The sequence below is a fragment of the Bradyrhizobium sp. NDS-1 genome, from assembly GCF_032918005.1.
Lineage (GTDB): Bacteria > Pseudomonadota > Alphaproteobacteria > Rhizobiales > Xanthobacteraceae > Bradyrhizobium > Bradyrhizobium tunisiense.
On sequence record NZ_CP136628.1, the window covers coordinates 3,862,399 to 3,877,865 of the forward strand.

General features: G+C 63.4%; 11 protein-coding genes. 10 read left to right on the forward strand and 1 reads right to left on the reverse strand.

Translation table 11 applies throughout. The features are described 5' to 3' along the window. Nucleotides 1-60: 60 nt before the first annotated feature. The 7 genes from RX330_RS18260 to RX330_RS18290 all read left to right on the forward strand — a co-directional run bounded on the left by RX330_RS18260 (nucleotide 61) and on the right by RX330_RS18290 (nucleotide 8,506). Entirely contained in the window at nucleotides 61-2,268 is a 2,208-nt protein-coding gene (locus RX330_RS18260) for a TonB-dependent receptor family protein (RefSeq protein ID WP_317239330.1), read from the forward strand. Between the two features lie 68 nt (nucleotides 2,269-2,336). Continuing rightward, nucleotides 2,337-2,870 (forward strand): copper chaperone PCu(A)C, encoded by a 534-nt coding sequence (locus RX330_RS18265; protein ID WP_317239331.1) that lies wholly within the window; start codon nucleotides 2,337-2,339, stop codon nucleotides 2,868-2,870. A 29-nt stretch (nucleotides 2,871-2,899) separates the two neighbouring features. Next, nucleotides 2,900-3,415 (forward strand): YcnI family protein, encoded by a 516-nt coding sequence (locus tag RX330_RS18270; RefSeq protein WP_317239332.1) that lies wholly within the window; start codon nucleotides 2,900-2,902, stop codon nucleotides 3,413-3,415. Continuing rightward, nucleotides 3,415-4,977 carry a copper resistance protein CopC gene (locus RX330_RS18275; protein ID WP_317239333.1) on the forward strand — a complete coding sequence of 521 codons (1,563 nt, stop codon included), beginning with the start codon at nucleotides 3,415-3,417 and terminating at the stop codon, nucleotides 4,975-4,977. The genes RX330_RS18270 and RX330_RS18275 overlap by 1 nt, the downstream gene beginning before the upstream one ends. Before the next feature lie 144 nt (nucleotides 4,978-5,121). Next, entirely contained in the window at nucleotides 5,122-6,441 is a 1,320-nt protein-coding gene (gene proS / locus RX330_RS18280) for a proline--tRNA ligase (RefSeq protein WP_212089979.1), read from the forward strand. 72 nt (nucleotides 6,442-6,513) lie between these two features. Beyond that, the gene (locus RX330_RS18285; RefSeq protein ID WP_212089981.1) at nucleotides 6,514-7,794 is read left to right on the forward strand and encodes a lipoprotein-releasing ABC transporter permease subunit; all 1,281 of its coding nucleotides are present in this window, start codon (nucleotides 6,514-6,516) and stop codon (nucleotides 7,792-7,794) included. A gap of 7 nt (nucleotides 7,795-7,801) precedes the next feature. Beyond that, nucleotides 7,802-8,506: an ABC transporter ATP-binding protein gene (locus RX330_RS18290; RefSeq protein WP_212089983.1), complete on the forward strand. Its 705-nt coding sequence runs from the start codon at nucleotides 7,802-7,804 to the stop codon at nucleotides 8,504-8,506. A 95-nt stretch (nucleotides 8,507-8,601) separates the two neighbouring features. On the opposite strand, the gene RX330_RS18295 is transcribed toward RX330_RS18290, so the two are convergent. Next, nucleotides 8,602-9,681, reverse strand: a complete 1,080-nt coding sequence (locus RX330_RS18295; protein ID WP_317239334.1) for a zinc-binding alcohol dehydrogenase family protein — start codon at nucleotides 9,679-9,681, stop codon at nucleotides 8,602-8,604. 110 nt (nucleotides 9,682-9,791) lie between these two features. Between RX330_RS18295 and RX330_RS18300 the strand changes: the two genes are divergently transcribed. The 3 genes from RX330_RS18300 to RX330_RS18315 all read left to right on the forward strand — a co-directional run bounded on the left by RX330_RS18300 (nucleotide 9,792) and on the right by RX330_RS18315 (nucleotide 15,328). After that, the gene (locus RX330_RS18300) at nucleotides 9,792-10,589 is read left to right on the forward strand and encodes a helix-turn-helix transcriptional regulator (protein WP_317239335.1); all 798 of its coding nucleotides are present in this window, start codon (nucleotides 9,792-9,794) and stop codon (nucleotides 10,587-10,589) included. Nucleotides 10,590-10,769: 180 nt separating this feature from the next. Further along, on the forward strand, nucleotides 10,770-13,919 hold the full coding sequence (locus tag RX330_RS18305; protein ID WP_317239336.1) for a GAF domain-containing protein: 3,150 nt from the start codon (nucleotides 10,770-10,772) through the stop codon (nucleotides 13,917-13,919). 686 nt (nucleotides 13,920-14,605) lie between these two features. Beyond that, on the forward strand, nucleotides 14,606-15,328 hold the full coding sequence (locus tag RX330_RS18315) for an outer membrane protein (RefSeq protein ID WP_212089990.1): 723 nt from the start codon (nucleotides 14,606-14,608) through the stop codon (nucleotides 15,326-15,328). Nucleotides 15,329-15,467: the final 139 nt, after the last annotated feature.

Below are 15,467 nucleotides of genomic sequence, written 5' to 3' on the forward strand. Positions count from 1 at the left end.
CGGCTGCTGCACGGGGATTCGCAATGCACCGGCGCTCGTGCCGGCATCAGGAATTGTTATATGTCTCGCTTTGGTTTGTTCCAGCACGCTTCCGCGCGCGGAATCGTGCTTGCTTCTCTCTCTGCTCTCTCCCTCCCACAGCTTGCCGATGCGCAGGAAAGTCGGGGCGAACTTCCTCCGGTGATCGTGGACTCGCCGCGGGAGAAGCGCGCCGCGCCCGCCCACCCGCGGCGGACTCCCGTGCGGTCGACGCGCGCGCGCAGCTCGGCTCCGCAACATGAGGCGCGTCCGCAAGGGGAGGGCGCCAGCGGTCCGGGTGCGTTGACCGTCCTGACGGCGCAGCAGGCCCTTGCGGAAATCAACCAGACGCCGGGCGGCGTGGCGCTGGTGACGGCCGAGGCTTACCGGAATTCCACGCCCGCGAGCACAATCAAGGACGTTCTGGATTACGTGCCCGGTGTGTTTGCCCAGCCCAAATGGGGCGACGACACCCGGCTCTCGATCCGCGGCTCCGGGCTGTCGCGCAATTTCCATCTGCGCGGTGTGCAGCTTTATATGGACGGCATCCCGATCAACACTGCGGACGGTTACGGCGATTTCCAGGAGATCGACCCGACCGCCTACAAATACGTTGAGGTCTACAAGGGCGGGAACGCGCTCCAGTTCGGAGCGAACTCGCTTGGCGGAGCGATCAACTTCGTCACGCCGACCGGCCGCGATCCGTTTCCGAACGGGGTATCCGTCGATATTGGCGGCTTTGGATACAAGCGCGCCCAGGCCAACGCTGGCGGAACGAACGGTCCTTGGGACGGCTTCGTCACGGCCTCGACGCAGGCCGCGGATGGTTTTCGAGACCACAGCTTTGGCTCGAGCAACCGTCTCAGCGCCAATGTCGGCTATCAGTTTTCGCCGGACTTCGAGACACGCTTCTATCTCAATGCCAACGAGGTGCGCCAACGCATTCCCGGCACGGTCACCAAGACGTCTGCGCTGACCAATCCCGAGGCTGCAGTTCCGGCAAATGTTGCCATGGATCAGCAGCGCAATATCGACACGGTCAGGCTCGCAAACAAGACGACGATCCGTTTCGACGAGACCAAGGTTGAATTCGGCGCCTTTGGCGTCGATCGCCATCTGATGCATCCGATTTTCCAGTGGCTCGACTATCGCTACAGGGACTACGGGGGCTTCGCGAAAGTTACCGACGAGCGCTTCATCGGCGGCTTCCGCAACAGGCTGGTCGCGGGTGTCAACGTGCTGAATGGGAGCATCGACAATCAGCAATTCGCCAACATTGCCGGACAAAAGGGAGCTCTGCGCTCATCGTCGATCGATCGATCGAGGAACACGTCCGTCTACGTCGAAGACAGCTTCTATTTCCTTCCCAGCGTTGCAGCGATCGCGGGGACGCAGTTTCTCTATGCAACCCGTAGCCGGCAGGACCGTTTTCTCAGCGACGGCGATCAATCGGGGACAACCCGCTTCAATCTGTGGTCGCCGAAAGCGGGCTTGCTGTGGCAAATCGATCCGACATGGCAGGCTTTCGCCAACGTCTCGCGGAGCGCCGAGGTGCCGAGCTTCGGCGAGAGCTCAAATGGTCCGGGCATTCCGACGATTCCGTTCACCAGCATCCACGCCCAGCTCGCGACGACCTACGAGATCGGGACGCGCATGCGGCGGCCGGACTACTCGTGGGAGCTGACGGCCTATCGCGCCAACATCCGCGATGAACTGCTATGCCTCTATAGCGCCTTCGGCAATTGCAACGTGACCAATGCGGATCGGACCATCCACCAGGGCATCGAAGCCGGCGCAGGGGCCGCGATCTTCCGCGATATCTTCGTGGCGGGAAGCGCGCCGGACAAGGTGTGGCTCAACCTGGCCTACACCTACAACGACTTTCGCTTCGACAATGATGCCATGTTCCGCAACAATCAGTTGCCGGGAGCGCCTCGTCATTATCTGCGCGCCGAATTGCTCTACAAGCATCCGACCGGCCTCTATATCGGACCTAACGTCGAATGGGTGCCGAAGGCCTATTTCGTCGACAGCATGAATACGCTGACGACGGAGCCTTATGCATTGTTGGGACTGAAGGCCGGTTTTGACAACGGCGGTCCGTTCTCGGCCTACGTCGAGGGCCGCAACCTCACCAACCGAACCTATATTGCGAGCGCCAGCATCATCGATCGTGCGACTGCGGCGTCGACTTTGTTCGAACCCGGAACGGGGAGGGCAGTTTACACCGGAATGAGGTATCGATGGTGAGTGCTGCGGGTTCGCTGAGACAACCACGACCTTACGCGGTCGGTCAGATCAACCATGAGGAAACTAAAATGAGCAAGAGCCTGCAAACACTTTTCGCAATCGCCATTCTTCTGAACGGCAGCGCGGCCGCATTTGCCGACGACATCAAGGCCGGCGATCTCGTCATCTCGCAGGCATGGAGCCGCGCGACGCCGGGCGGCGCGAAGGTCGCCGGCGGTTATCTGACCATCGAGAACAAGGGCGCGGCAGCGGACAGGCTGGTCAGCGTGTCCGCCGATATCGCAGGCAAGGCCGAGATTCATGAGATGGCGATGGACAACGGCGTCATGAAGATGCGTGCGCTCGACAAGGGGCTCGCGATCGACCCCGGCAAGACGGTGAAGCTCGCGCCCGGGGGCAATCATTTAATGCTCCAGGAACTGAAAGGCGCGTTCAAGCAGGGCGACAAGGTGCCGGTGACGCTGCAATTCGAGAAGGCCGGCAAAGTCGCCGTCTCCCTCGATGTTCAGGGCGTCGGTGCGCAGGCGCCGGGTGGTGATGGACATTCAGGTCATATGGACATGAAGAAGATGCCGGATCATTCGGGAATGAAGATGAAATGAGACCGATCTGGGTTTTCGGGAGACTGAACATGAAGCGATCCTGCCTGTTCCTGATCACCGCGTTCGCCGCCTCGCCGGCGGCGGCGCATGTCTCGCTCGAGACCAAGCAAGCCGCGGTCGGCACGTCGTACAAGGCTGTGTTCACTGTGCCGCACGGTTGCTCGGGCTCGCCGACGGTGAAGATCCGCATTCAGATCCCGGAAGGGGTGATTGCGGTGAAGCCGATGCCGAAGGCGGGCTGGAATGTCGACGTCGTCGAGGGCAAATATGCCGGCGAATATGACTATCACGGCAACAAGCTGGCCTCCGGCGTCAAGGAGGTGGCTTGGTCCGGCGGCAAGCTGCCGGACAAGAACTATGACGAGTTCGTCATGCACACATTCCTGACCGACAAGCTCAAGCCGAACACGACGCTGTACTTCCCCGTCGTCCAGGAATGCGAAACCGGCATCAGCCGCTGGATCGAAATTCCGGCGGCGGGGGCAGGGCATTCGCATGAGGGCAAGTCGCCGGCGCCCGGCGTGAAATTGTTGCCAAAACCCTGATGCGCCTGCTCGCCGCGCTTGCGACGCTGCTCCTCGCTGCCGGCTTCGCCAGCGCGGCGTGGGCGCACGCCGCGCTGGTCTCGGTCGAGCCGGCGAGCGGCAGCATGCTCGATACTGCACCCAAGACGGTGGAGCTGCGCTTCAACGAGGCGGTGACGCCCGGCGCGATCCGGCTGATCGACGGTGCGGGCAGGACGCGGAACGATCCACGCGTCAGCGCATCGGGCGAGACGATTTCTGTCGCGATGCCGGCCGACTTGCCCGAGGGGACCGCGGTCGTCAGCTATCGCGTGATCTCGCAGGACGGCCATCCCATTACGGGATCGATGACCTTCTCGATCGGCATGCCGACGGCGACGAAACCGCCGGCCGCCGTGGATAACGGGTTGGCCGTGCTGATCTGGCTGACGCGGGTCGGCCTCTATGTCGGGCTGTTCGTCGGGGTCGGCGGCGTGTTCTTCGCGCGCTGGGTTGCGTGGTCGATGATCGGGATGGCTGTTCCGCGCCTTGCGCTCGGCCTCGGTTTTCCGAGCGCGGTAGCGTCCGTTGGCACGTTGGGGCTAGATCTCCTCGGGCTGCCCCCAGATGCTCTCTGGACGGCTGGTCCCTGGAAGGTCGCATTCGCGACCAGTGCGGGCCCTGCCTTGATGGTTGCCCTCGCGGCCATGCTGTCCGCATGGATGGCGCTGCGCAGCGCATGGTACGCGCGCGCTCTTGCGATGATCGCCTTCATCGGCGTCGGTCTGTCGCTCGCCATGACCGGGCATGCCGCAACGGCGCCGCCGGAGACGCTGACGCGGCCGGCGATCTTTCTCCATGGCCTCGGTGTTGCCTTCTGGATCGGCGCGCTGGCTCCACTCGTGGCGTTGGTGTCCAAGCCGACGACTGCGACGCTTCCGATCGTGAACCGCTTTTCCCGCATTGCCGCGCTCGCGGTCAGCGTGCTGGCCCTGACTGGCCTCGCACTCGCGATCGTGCAACTCGAAAAGCCGGGAGCGCTGGTCGCGACGAGTTATGGGCTGATCCTCTCGACCAAGCTCGTCCTGGTCACAGGATTGCTGGCGCTGGCCGCGCTCAATCGGTTCCGGCTGACTCCGGTTCTGGCCCGGAACGAGAACGGGACGCCCGCCCTCAAGCGATCGATCCTGCTCGAAAGCGTTGTCGCTCTCGCCATTCTCGCCGTGGTGGCCGGCTGGCGCTTCACGCCGCCGCCGCGGACGATCGTTCCGGAGGCACCGCTGGCGATCCACATCCACAGCGACAAGGCGATGTTCCAGGTCCTGGTCTCTCCGGGCAAGCCGGGGCTCGACGATTTCGTGCTCCAGCTCATGACCGGCGAGGGGATGTCGCTCAAGGCCAAGGAGGTGACGTTGACGCTGAGCCTGCCCGAACGCGGCATCGAGCCGATGGAGCGGAAGGCCACGCTGGGGCCGGACGGCTATTGGCATGCGCGCAAGGTGGAGCTTCCCTTTGCCGGCCGCTGGCGCGTGCGGATCGACGCGCTGGTGACCGACTTCGAGCAAATCACGCTCGAAGACGAACTCGACGTCCCATCGCCATGAGTCGCAGCTCAAGCTGAACCTGAAGCCCGACGGAGAAATGACAGGAATTCCGTTGCCTTAGCGGGTTTTCCTCATTCCCGGTCTTGTGTTTTCGCTCTCAATCCGGTTTCACTGCACCCGGTCACTGATTCCCAGAGTATTGCCATGCGGTTGTCGCGGTTCTTTCTGCCCATTTTGAAGGAAAATCCGAAAGAGGCGGAGATCGTCTCGCATCGGCTGATGCTGCGCGCGGGCATGATCCGGCAGGAGGCGGCCGGCATCTATGCCTGGCTGCCGCTCGGATTCCGCGTGCTGAAGAAGATCGAGCAGATCGTGCGCGAGGAGCAGGACCGCTCCGGCGCGCTGGAACTGTTGATGCCGACGCTCCAGCTTGCCGACCTCTGGCGCGAGAGTGGCCGCTACGACGCCTATGGCCCCGAGATGCTGCGCATCGCCGACCGCCACAAGCGCGAGCTGCTGTACGGGCCGACCAACGAGGAAATGATCACCGAGATCTTCCGCGCCTATGTGAAGTCCTACAAGAACCTGCCGCTCAATCTCTATCATATTCAATGGAAATTCCGCGACGAGCAGCGTCCGCGCTTCGGCGTGATGCGCGGCCGCGAGTTCCTGATGAAGGACGCCTATTCGTTCGACCTCAACGAGGCCGCCGCGCGCGTCGCCTACAACAAGATGTTCGTGGCTTACCTGCGCACGTTCGCGCGGATGGGGCTGAAGGCGATCCCGATGCGGGCCGAGACCGGCCCGATCGGCGGCGACCTCAGCCACGAGTTCATCGTGCTGGCCGAGACCGGCGAATCCGGCGTGTTCATCAATCGCGACGTGCTGGATCTGCCGGTGCCCGGCGAGGATGTCGATTATGAGAGCGACCTGACGCCGATCATCAAGCAATGGACGTCAGTCTATGCGGCGACGGAGGACGTGCACGACGCCGCGCGCTTCGAGCAGGAAGTGCCCGCAGATAAGCGGGTGAACACCCGCGGCATCGAGGTCGGCCAGATTTTCTATTTCGGCACGAAGTATTCCGAACCGATGAAGGCGCTGGTCGCCGGCCCCGATGGCGTCGACGTGCCGATCCATGGCGGCTCATACGGCGTCGGAGTCTCGCGCCTGCTCGGTGCCATCATCGAGGCCTGCCATGACGATGCCGGCATCAAATGGCCGGAGGCCGTTGCCCCGTTCCGCGTGTCGATTCTCAACCTCAAACAGGGGGATGCCGCGGTCGACGCAGCCTGCGAGAAGCTCTATGCCGAGCTCACCGCCAAGGGCGTCGACGTGCTCTATGACGACACCGACCAGCGCGCCGGCGCCAAGTTCGCCGCCGCCGACCTGATCGGGATCCCCTGGCAGATCATGATCGGCCCGAAGGGGCTCGCCGACGGCAAGGTCGAGATCAAGCGGCGAAGTGACGGCTCCCGCGAGACCATGTCGCCTGCCGACGCAGTCGCCCGGTTGGTCGGCTGAATAGTGTTCATCGCGCGATAGCGGGTCGGTAATCCGGCCACATTTGACCCCGAATCATGGGATTATCGAGCGATGGATGAGACCATGACCGAAACCGTGCAGACCGCGCCTTTTGCGCCATTCGAGTGGATGCTGTCGGGGCGCTATTTGCGGGCGCGCCGCAAGGAGGGATTCATCTCGGTCATCGCCGGATTCTCCTTTCTCGGCATCATGCTGGGCGTGGCGACACTGATCATCGTGATGGCCGTCATGAACGGCTTCCGCAAAGAGCTGCTCGACAAGATCCTGGGGCTGAACGGCCATATCCTGGTCCAGCCGTTGGAATCGCCGCTGACGGACTGGAAGGACGTCGCCGATCGCCTCAGTCAGGTCCAGGGCATCCGGCTCGCCGCGCCCGTGGTCGATGGCCAGGCGCTGGCATCGTCGCCCTGGAACGCCTCGGGCGTGCTGGTGCGCGGCATTCGCTCCGACGACCTCAACAACCTCACCTCGATCGCCAAGAACGTGAAGCAGGGCTCGCTTGAGGGCTTTGACGACGGGCAGGGCGTCGCGATCGGCCGGCGCCTCGCCGATCAGCTGTCGCTGCATGCCGGCGACAGCATCACGCTGGTGGCGCCGAAGGGCGCGGTCACGCCGATGGGCACGACGCCGCGCATCAAGCCGTACAAGATCGTTGCCGTGTTCGAGATCGGCATGTCCGAGTACGATCTCGGCTTCGTGTTCATGCCGCTCGCCGAAGCGCAGGCCTATTTCAACCGGAGCAACGACGTCACCTCGATCGAGGTGTTCACCGCCAACCCCGACAAGATCGACGCCTTCCGCAAGGCGGTGACGGAGGCCGCGGGGCGGCCGGTGTTCCTGGTGGATTGGCGACAGCGCAACTCGACCTTCTTCAACGCGCTCCAGGTCGAGCGCAACGTGATGTTCCTGATCCTGACCATGATCGTGCTGGTCGCGGCGCTGAACATCGTCTCCGGCCTGATCATGCTGGTGAAAGACAAGGGCAGCGACATCGCGATCCTGCGCACGATGGGCGCCTCGCAGGGATCGATCATGCGGATCTTCCTGATCACGGGCGCCTCGATCGGCGTCGTCGGCACGCTGGTCGGCTTCTTCGTCGGTCTCGTGATTTGCCTCAACATCGAATCGATCAGGCAATTCCTGTCCTGGCTGACCAGCACCGAGCTGTTCTCGCCGGAACTCTATTTCCTGTCGAAACTGCCTGCCGAGATCGACGTCGGCGAGACCACGGCCGTCGTCATCATGGCGCTGACGCTGTCGTTCCTGGCGACGCTGTATCCGTCGTGGCGCGCCGCACGCCTCGATCCCGTCGAAGCGCTCCGGTACGAGTGAGGGGCTGATGGATCAGCAGCAGGGGGCTGAAGATGTACCGGTCATTTATCTCCACGAGATAAAGCGGCAGTACTTGCAGGGCGAGGTGCCGCTGACGATCCTCGACGGCGCCAAGCTGGCGCTGTGGGCCGGTCAATCGGTCGCGCTGGTGGCGCCGTCCGGCTCGGGCAAATCGACCCTGTTGCACATCGCAGGGCTATTGGAAGCGCCCGATTCCGGCGAGGTCTATGTCTCGGGCGCGCCGACCTCGCAGCTGCCCGACATCGAGCGCACGCAGCTGCGCCGTACCGATATCGGCTTCGTCTACCAGTCGCACCGGCTGCTGCCGGAGTTCTCCGCGCTCGAGAACGTCATGATGCCGCAGATGATCCGCGGCCTCAAGAAGTCCGAGAGCGTCAAGCGCGCCAAGGAGATCCTTGGCTATCTCGGCCTCGGCGACCGCATCACCCATCGCCCCGCCGAGCTGTCAGGCGGCGAGCAGCAGCGCGTCGCGATCGCGCGTGCGGTTGCCAACGCGCCACGCGTGCTGTTCGCGGACGAGCCGACCGGCAATCTCGACCCGCACACCGCCGATCACGTCTTCCAGGCGCTGATGCAGCTCGTCAAGGCAACCAAGGTCTCGATGCTGATCGCGACTCACAACATGGAGCTCGCCGGCCGCATGGACCGGCGCGTCTCGCTGTCGAACGGCCAGGTGGTCGAGCTCGACTAGCAAAATGTGCGAAAACAACCCCATGCACAGTAGCCAAGTGCTTGGTTGGATTTAGGAAAAAATCGGCGACGGCGGCTCCGCCGCCGCCCGGATGCTCAAGGCTTGATCACCGTCATTTTGAACGGTCCGCCATTGGCGGCGGCATGGGCGACGGCCTCGTTGGCATGGTCGAGGTCGAAGGCCGTGGTCTCATATTCATCGAGCCGTAGCAGACCCGACCGCACCAGCGCGATCAGGCGGCTCGCGGCGTCCGGCGGATACATCCAGACGCCGTGGATGCTGATGCAGTTGCGCATGATCCAGGGGTAGGGCAGCTCGAGCCCCGGGCCGCCTGCCATGCCGACACCGCCCATCAGCACGACGCGTCCATAGGGGCGCACCGTCATGACCGCCGCCCGCACCACGTTGGTGCCGACCGAAGGCGGCATGATGTCGAACACGCAATCGATCGGCCCTGATGCGGCGCGCTTCATGCTTTCGCGGTCGTCGTGCTCATTGCCGGTGAGTTTCACCGGCTTCACGCGGGCGCCGAAGCGGCGGACGAGGTCGGCCAGGATCGTCTCGTTGCGGCCGGGGGCGACCACGCACGCCGCGCCCATCGCCAGCGCGACCGAGACGGCCGCGCTGCCGAAATTGCCGGTGGCCCCGCTCACCAGCACCGTCTCGCCTGCTTGCAGGTTGGCGGCGAGGAAGCCGCCGTAGGGCACCAGTAGCGTCCCAAGGGCACACCATTGCGTCGCTTGCTCCGATGTGATCGCGCCGAGGCGTTTGACGTTCTCGGTCGGCACGCGCATCTGCTCGGCGAAGGAGCCGTGGCGAAAATGCTGTTGCAGGAGCATGCCGCCGGGACCGGCGGCAGTCAGTCCTTGCAGCGCGATGTCGGGCGCAACGGCATCATCGCGCGAGCGCACCGTCGGGTCGCAGAACACCCAGTCGCCGATTGCGAGCCTGGTTGCGTCCGGGCCGATCGCGCGCACGCGGCCAATGCCGCCCGGACCCGGAATGATCGGCAAGTCGAGCGCGTAGTTGCGCTCTCCGCTGAAAACCTCGTTCATATAGGACAGCACGCGTGTGGCGACGACGTCGACGATGACCTCGCCGGTGCCGAGCACCGGTTCTGGGGCATTCTCGATCGCCAGCGGCGAACCGAAGGATTTGAGCACGGCAGCTTTCATGATGTTCACCTCAAAGTCGGGTGGAACCCATATGCGCTGGCTTGGAGGAGGCAAGAAGGCCTGGTATTATCCTAGTATTTCAGAGGCCCTCCATCGCGGGAGCGACAGCAATGGCAGATCCGCGCCGCGTCGAATTCGGCGATTTCCTCAGGTCCCGCCGGCAGAAGCTTTCGCCGAAGACGGTGGGGCTTCCGGCGGGCCGCCGGAGGCGCACCGCAGGGCTGCGGCGTGAGGAGGTCGCGCAACTCGCCGGCATCGGCGTCGACTGGTACATCCGCCTCGAGCAGGGCCGCACCGTCAGTCCGTCCGTCACCACCATCGACGCGCTGGCCCGCGCGCTCCGACTGAGCAAGACCGAGCACGCGCATCTGAAAGCGCTGGCTCGCGACGGGGCAAGAAGCCCGTTCACGCGCGAAATCGTGCCGCCGCCAATCCGGCGGATGATCGAGAGCCTGAAGCAGCCGGCCTATGTCACCGGCAGGCGCTGGGACGTATTGGCCTGGAACGACGCTGCCGATGATGTCTTCGCTTTCGGGCAATTGCCCGAGCAGGATCGCAATACGCTGTTGCTGGTCCTGACCAACAGGCAGACGCGAAAGTTCTACGGCGCGAGCTGGACCGACGTCGCCAAGAGCATGGTTGCGATGTTTCGCGCCACGCACGACGTTTGGGCCGGCGATCCCGCCTTCACGGAGCTGCTGACGCGGCTACGCCAGGGCAGTCCGGAATTCGTCAAATGGTGGGAAGCCCACGACATCCGCAGCACGATGTCCGGCCTCAAGACCATGAACCATCCGACCAGGGGCATGCTCCGGTTCGAGCACACCAGCTTCCAGGCCAACGACGACCCCGCGCTGAAGCTGGTGATCTACACGCCGGTGTCGGGCGTTGAGGCACCAAGCCGATAGTATTGGTCGGCCCGGCTGGGCGCCCGGGAACCCAAAAGCCATCATGCTGTTAACGACGGGCAGCTTGCGCTCGCCGCCTGCATCTGGATGTCGGGCAGCCTCGCGCTGCTCGATGCGTTATGTGGGTGAAGATCGTTTCATTGGCTCCTCGAGGAGACAGGAAGTGGCAGGGGAAGACCAATGACAACGGCGGCCGGGGAGACCTCGACCGATCGCAATGCCGTCCTGGCTGCACTTGGCGACTATATCCGAGAGATCAATAACCCTGACGATCTTGCCTACGCTGCGGCTGAGCTGCTTGGCCGGAGCCTGAGGGTCAGCAGGGCCGGCTACGGCACCGTCGATACGTCGGCCGAGACCATCACGATTGCGCGCGACTGGAATGCGCCGGGCATCAAGAGCCTGGCAGGGGTGCTTCGCTTCCGCGACTACGGCAGCTACATTGAAGACCTGAAGCGCGGCGAGACCGTCATCTGTGCCGATGCGGAGAAAGACCCTCGCGTCGGTGACCGTGCCCAGGCGCTCGAGGCCATCTCTGCGCGCGCGCTGGTCAACATGCCGATCTCCGAGCCCGACGGGGTCGTGGCGCTGCTGTACCTCAACAACGCTACGCCGCGAGAATGGAGCCCCGAGGAGCTCGAGCTCATCCACGACGTCGCCGAGCGCACACGGACCGCCGTCGAGCGGCGACGTGCCGAGGCGGCGGTGCGGGAGAACGAGGCGCGGCTGCTTTTTCTAGACGCCCTCAACAAGGAGACCGCGAGGACTCGTGATGCCGACGGGGTCATGGCGGTGACGACGAGGATGCTGGGTGAGCATCTCGGCGTCTCCAACTGCGCCTATGCCGACATGGATCCCGATCAGGACGGCTTCACCATTCGCGGTGATTGGGCTGCCCCAGGCGCGATGCATATTCTTGGGCACTACAGTCTGGCCGACTTCGGCGAGAAGGCGGTGCGAGAACTCGGCGCCGGCAGGCCCCTCATCATCAACGACAATTTGAAGGAGATCGCGCCCGAGGAGGCCGCAACCTTCCAGAATATCGGCATAGGCTCGACGATCTGCATGCCCCTGGTCAAGGAAGGGCAGCTCACTGCCCTGATGGCCATTCATCACCGCGGCCCGCATGGTTGGACGGCGCGCGAACTCGCCTTGCTCACCGAGGTCACCGAGCGATCATGGGCGCATATCGAGCGCGTCCGCTCGGAGCAGGCAGCCCGGGAAGCTGCCGAACGGCTGGTCCTGGCGAACAAGGCGGCCGGCATCGGCACCTGGGACTACGATCCGGTCAACGACGTCTTGCGGTGGGACAGTCGCTGCAAGGAGGTGTTCGGTCTCTCGCCGGACGCCGAGGTCAGCTACGAAGGGGCGTTCCTAAAGGGCATCCATCCCGACGACAGGCAGCGCGCCCACGAAGCCGTATCCGCCGCGCTCAGTCCTCATGCTCCGACGAGTTACAACATCGAATATCGCACCGTCGGTATCGAGGATGGCGTCGAACGCTGGATTGCGGCAACCGGCCAGGCCATCTTCACCAATGGTCAGGCTGTTCGTTTCATCGGGACGGTCCTGGACATCTCTGCGCAAAAGAAAACCGAGCGTCATCTCAGGATACTGAACGACACAGGTGCATCGGTCGCCCGCGAGCGCAACCTCGAAAAGATCGTGCAGATCGTGACGGATGCCGGCGTCGAGCTGACGGGCGCCCAGTTCGGGGCCTTCTTCTACAATGTTCTGACCTCGGATGGCGGCAGCTACATGCTGTATTCGCTGTCCGGCGTGCCGCGATCGGCCTTCGAGAACTTCCCGATGCCTCGCAATACGGCCGTGTTCGAGCCGACCTTCAAAGGCACGAGCGTGGTGAGGTCTGACGACATCCTGCAAGACCCGCGCTATGGCAAGAACACACCGCGAAAGGGCATGCCCGAGGGTCATCTTCCGGTTCGATCCTATCTCGCGGTCCCCGTGATCTCGCGGACGGGCGAGGTGCTTGGAGGGCTTTTCTTCGGTCATGCCGAGACGGCCATGTTCCAGCCCGAGCATGAAGCGGCGTTGCTCGGGATCGCCGGCCACGCCGCCACGGCCATCGACAACGCCCGGCTTCTGACCCGGCTCGAGACGCTCAATGCCGGGCTGGAGCAACGTGTCGCCGACGAGATCGCAGAGCGCATGAAGGCCGAGGAGCAATTGCGGCAATCCCAGAAGATGGAAGCCGTTGGGCAGTTGACCGGCGGGATCGCGCACGACTTCAACAACATGCTGGCCGTGATTCTCGGCAGCTTGAATCTCGCCAAGCGGCGGCTCGGCAAGGGAGAGGTCAACATCGACCGCTTCATCGAGGGCGCGATCGATGGCGCAAATCGCGCGGCCACGTTGACGCAAAGGCTGCTCGCGTTCTCGCGTCAACAGCCTCTGGCGCCCGAGGTCGTGGACCTCAACAAGATGGTCGGTGGGATGAGCGAGCTGCTGGAGCGCTCGCTCGGAGAGCTTGTTCGCCTCGAGGCCGTCCTGGCGGCCGGCCTTTGGCGCGTCAAGGCCGATCCGGCCCAGCTGGAAAGCGCTGTCATCAACCTTGCGGTCAATGCGCGCGACGCCATGCCGAAGGGCGGCCGGCTGACGATCGAGACGAGCAATGCTTCGATCGACCGGAAATACGCCCGCGAATATGCATTGTCGCCCGGGCAGTACGTTCTAATCGCCGTCACGGATAACGGCACTGGAATTCCGGCCGATGTGCTGGGGAAGGTGTTCGATCCGTTCTTCACGACCAAGGTCGTGGGCAAGGGCACTGGCCTCGGCCTCAGTCAGGTCTACGGCTTCGTGCGGCAGTCGGGTGGCCACGTCAAAATCTACTCGGAAGTCGACGTTGGCACGACGGTGAAGATCTATCTTCCACGCTTCGCGGGCGAGGAGGCGCCTTCAACGTCGTCGCAAGGCGTGACCCATCCTGGTGCAAGCCTTCAGAGCGAGACCATTCTCGTCGTAGAGGACGATGAGCGGGTTCGCAGCATCTCATCCGAAAGCCTGCGCGAGCTTGGCTATACGGTGGTCGAGGCCGCGAGCGCCAAGGAAGCGGTCAGGACGATCGAAAATGGCTTCGTTCCGGATCTGCTGTTTACCGACGTCGTCATGCCCGACATGACCGGCGCGGAACTTGCGGCCGAACTGTCGAAGCGATACCCGGATCTGAAGGTGCTGTTCACCACCGGCTATACGCGCAACGCGATCGTTCACAACGGCATGCTCGATGCCGGCAAGCATCTGCTTTCCAAGCCCTTCGCGATCGAAGACCTGGCCGCCAAGGTTCGCAATCTGCTCGACGAGGGTTGAAGACGTTTTGGGCGAGGCCCACGAGGAGGAAAGCGCGGTTTCTCGGCCGCGCCGCCGCGGCATGCAATGCGCCGGATGTCGACAGCAAGGCCAAGAGGAGCAGGATAGGGACGATCGTGGGATGTCGGACGCGCAGACGGAAGGTCTGCGCCGACGTTACGCCCGGCGGCTGTGCGCGCGACGATTCTGATAGGCGTAGGGGTCGTCGCTCTGTCCTGCGAAATACGGATTCGCGATGCAGGTCAGCGCGTCCCGATGCGGCTGCCCGACACTGTGCGTAAGCGTCGAACCTTGCTCGGACCCGGCCATCATCGCCAGTGAGGCGGAGCGGATGCCGAACACGCGCGCCGGTGCGCTTGTGCTCGACACGAGTCCAAATGTGGCAAGCGCGAGCGAAAATGTGGCGACAATGGGGATCTGCCTCGTCTAGGCATTTCAATTCTTCATCACGCGAACGTGCGCGCGACGTCGTTACGCGTATATGCACTTTATCTCGTCTCGCCTGGACGAGAACTACAGAAAACACTTGTTCCAAAGGGTTTCCAGCGCACGCTGAGAAATCTTCATTCATGAAGCGCGGGCCTTTGGAGCCAACTGTGTCGTCGAGGTTACAGCAATTCCGTCGATCGCTGTTATGACCACGGCACGGCCAGGGGGCCTAACGACGAAACTGGAACGGGACTCAAATGAAGAAGAATTTGTTGCTTGCCGCTGTGAGCCTTGTCGCGCTGAGCGCGACTGCGCCGGCGCTGGCTGCTGACCTCGCGGCGCGACCCTACACCAAGGCGCCTGCGATGGTCGCCGCGGTCTATGACTGGAGCGGCTTCTACATCGGTATCAACGGCGGCGGCGGTTCGTCGAGCGCGAAATGGGACCTGGTCGGTTTCGGCCGTGATGGTTCGCACGATGCGACCGGGGGCACCGTCGGTGGCCAGATCGGGTATCGCTGGCAGTCCGGCCAGTTCGTGTTCGGCTTGGAAGGCCAGGGCAACTGGGCCGACTTCTCCGGCAGCCATGTCGGCGCGATCTCCGGCTTCACCAACAACACCAAGATCGATTCGTTCGGTCTGATCACCGGTCAGGTCGGCTACGCCTGGAATAACGTGCTGCTCTACGTCAAGGGCGGTGCGGCTGTGGTCGGCACCAAGTACGACGCCTCTTTCGCGGGCGTGTCCCTGGCATCAGCCAACGACACCCGTTGGGGCGGCACGGTCGGCGCGGGCCTCGAGTTCGGTTTCGCCCCGAACTGGTCGGTTGGCGCCGAGTACAACCACATCTTCCTCGGTGGCAACGACCGCAACCTGACCGGCCCCATTGGTGTTTTGGCGGTCAACGTCAAGCAGGACGTCGACATGGGTCTCGTTCGCCTGAACTACAAGTTCGGCGGCCCGATGCTCGGCCGTTACTGATACCGATCGCTCTTTCAGCGTTCGTGGAAAGCCCCGGCCTTGCGCCGGGGCTTTTTTATTGTGTCAATTCCGCGAGTTAACCATTCCGTCGCGGGATGGTGGAGATCACTTGACTCCCGAGAACGAAATGAGAACAATG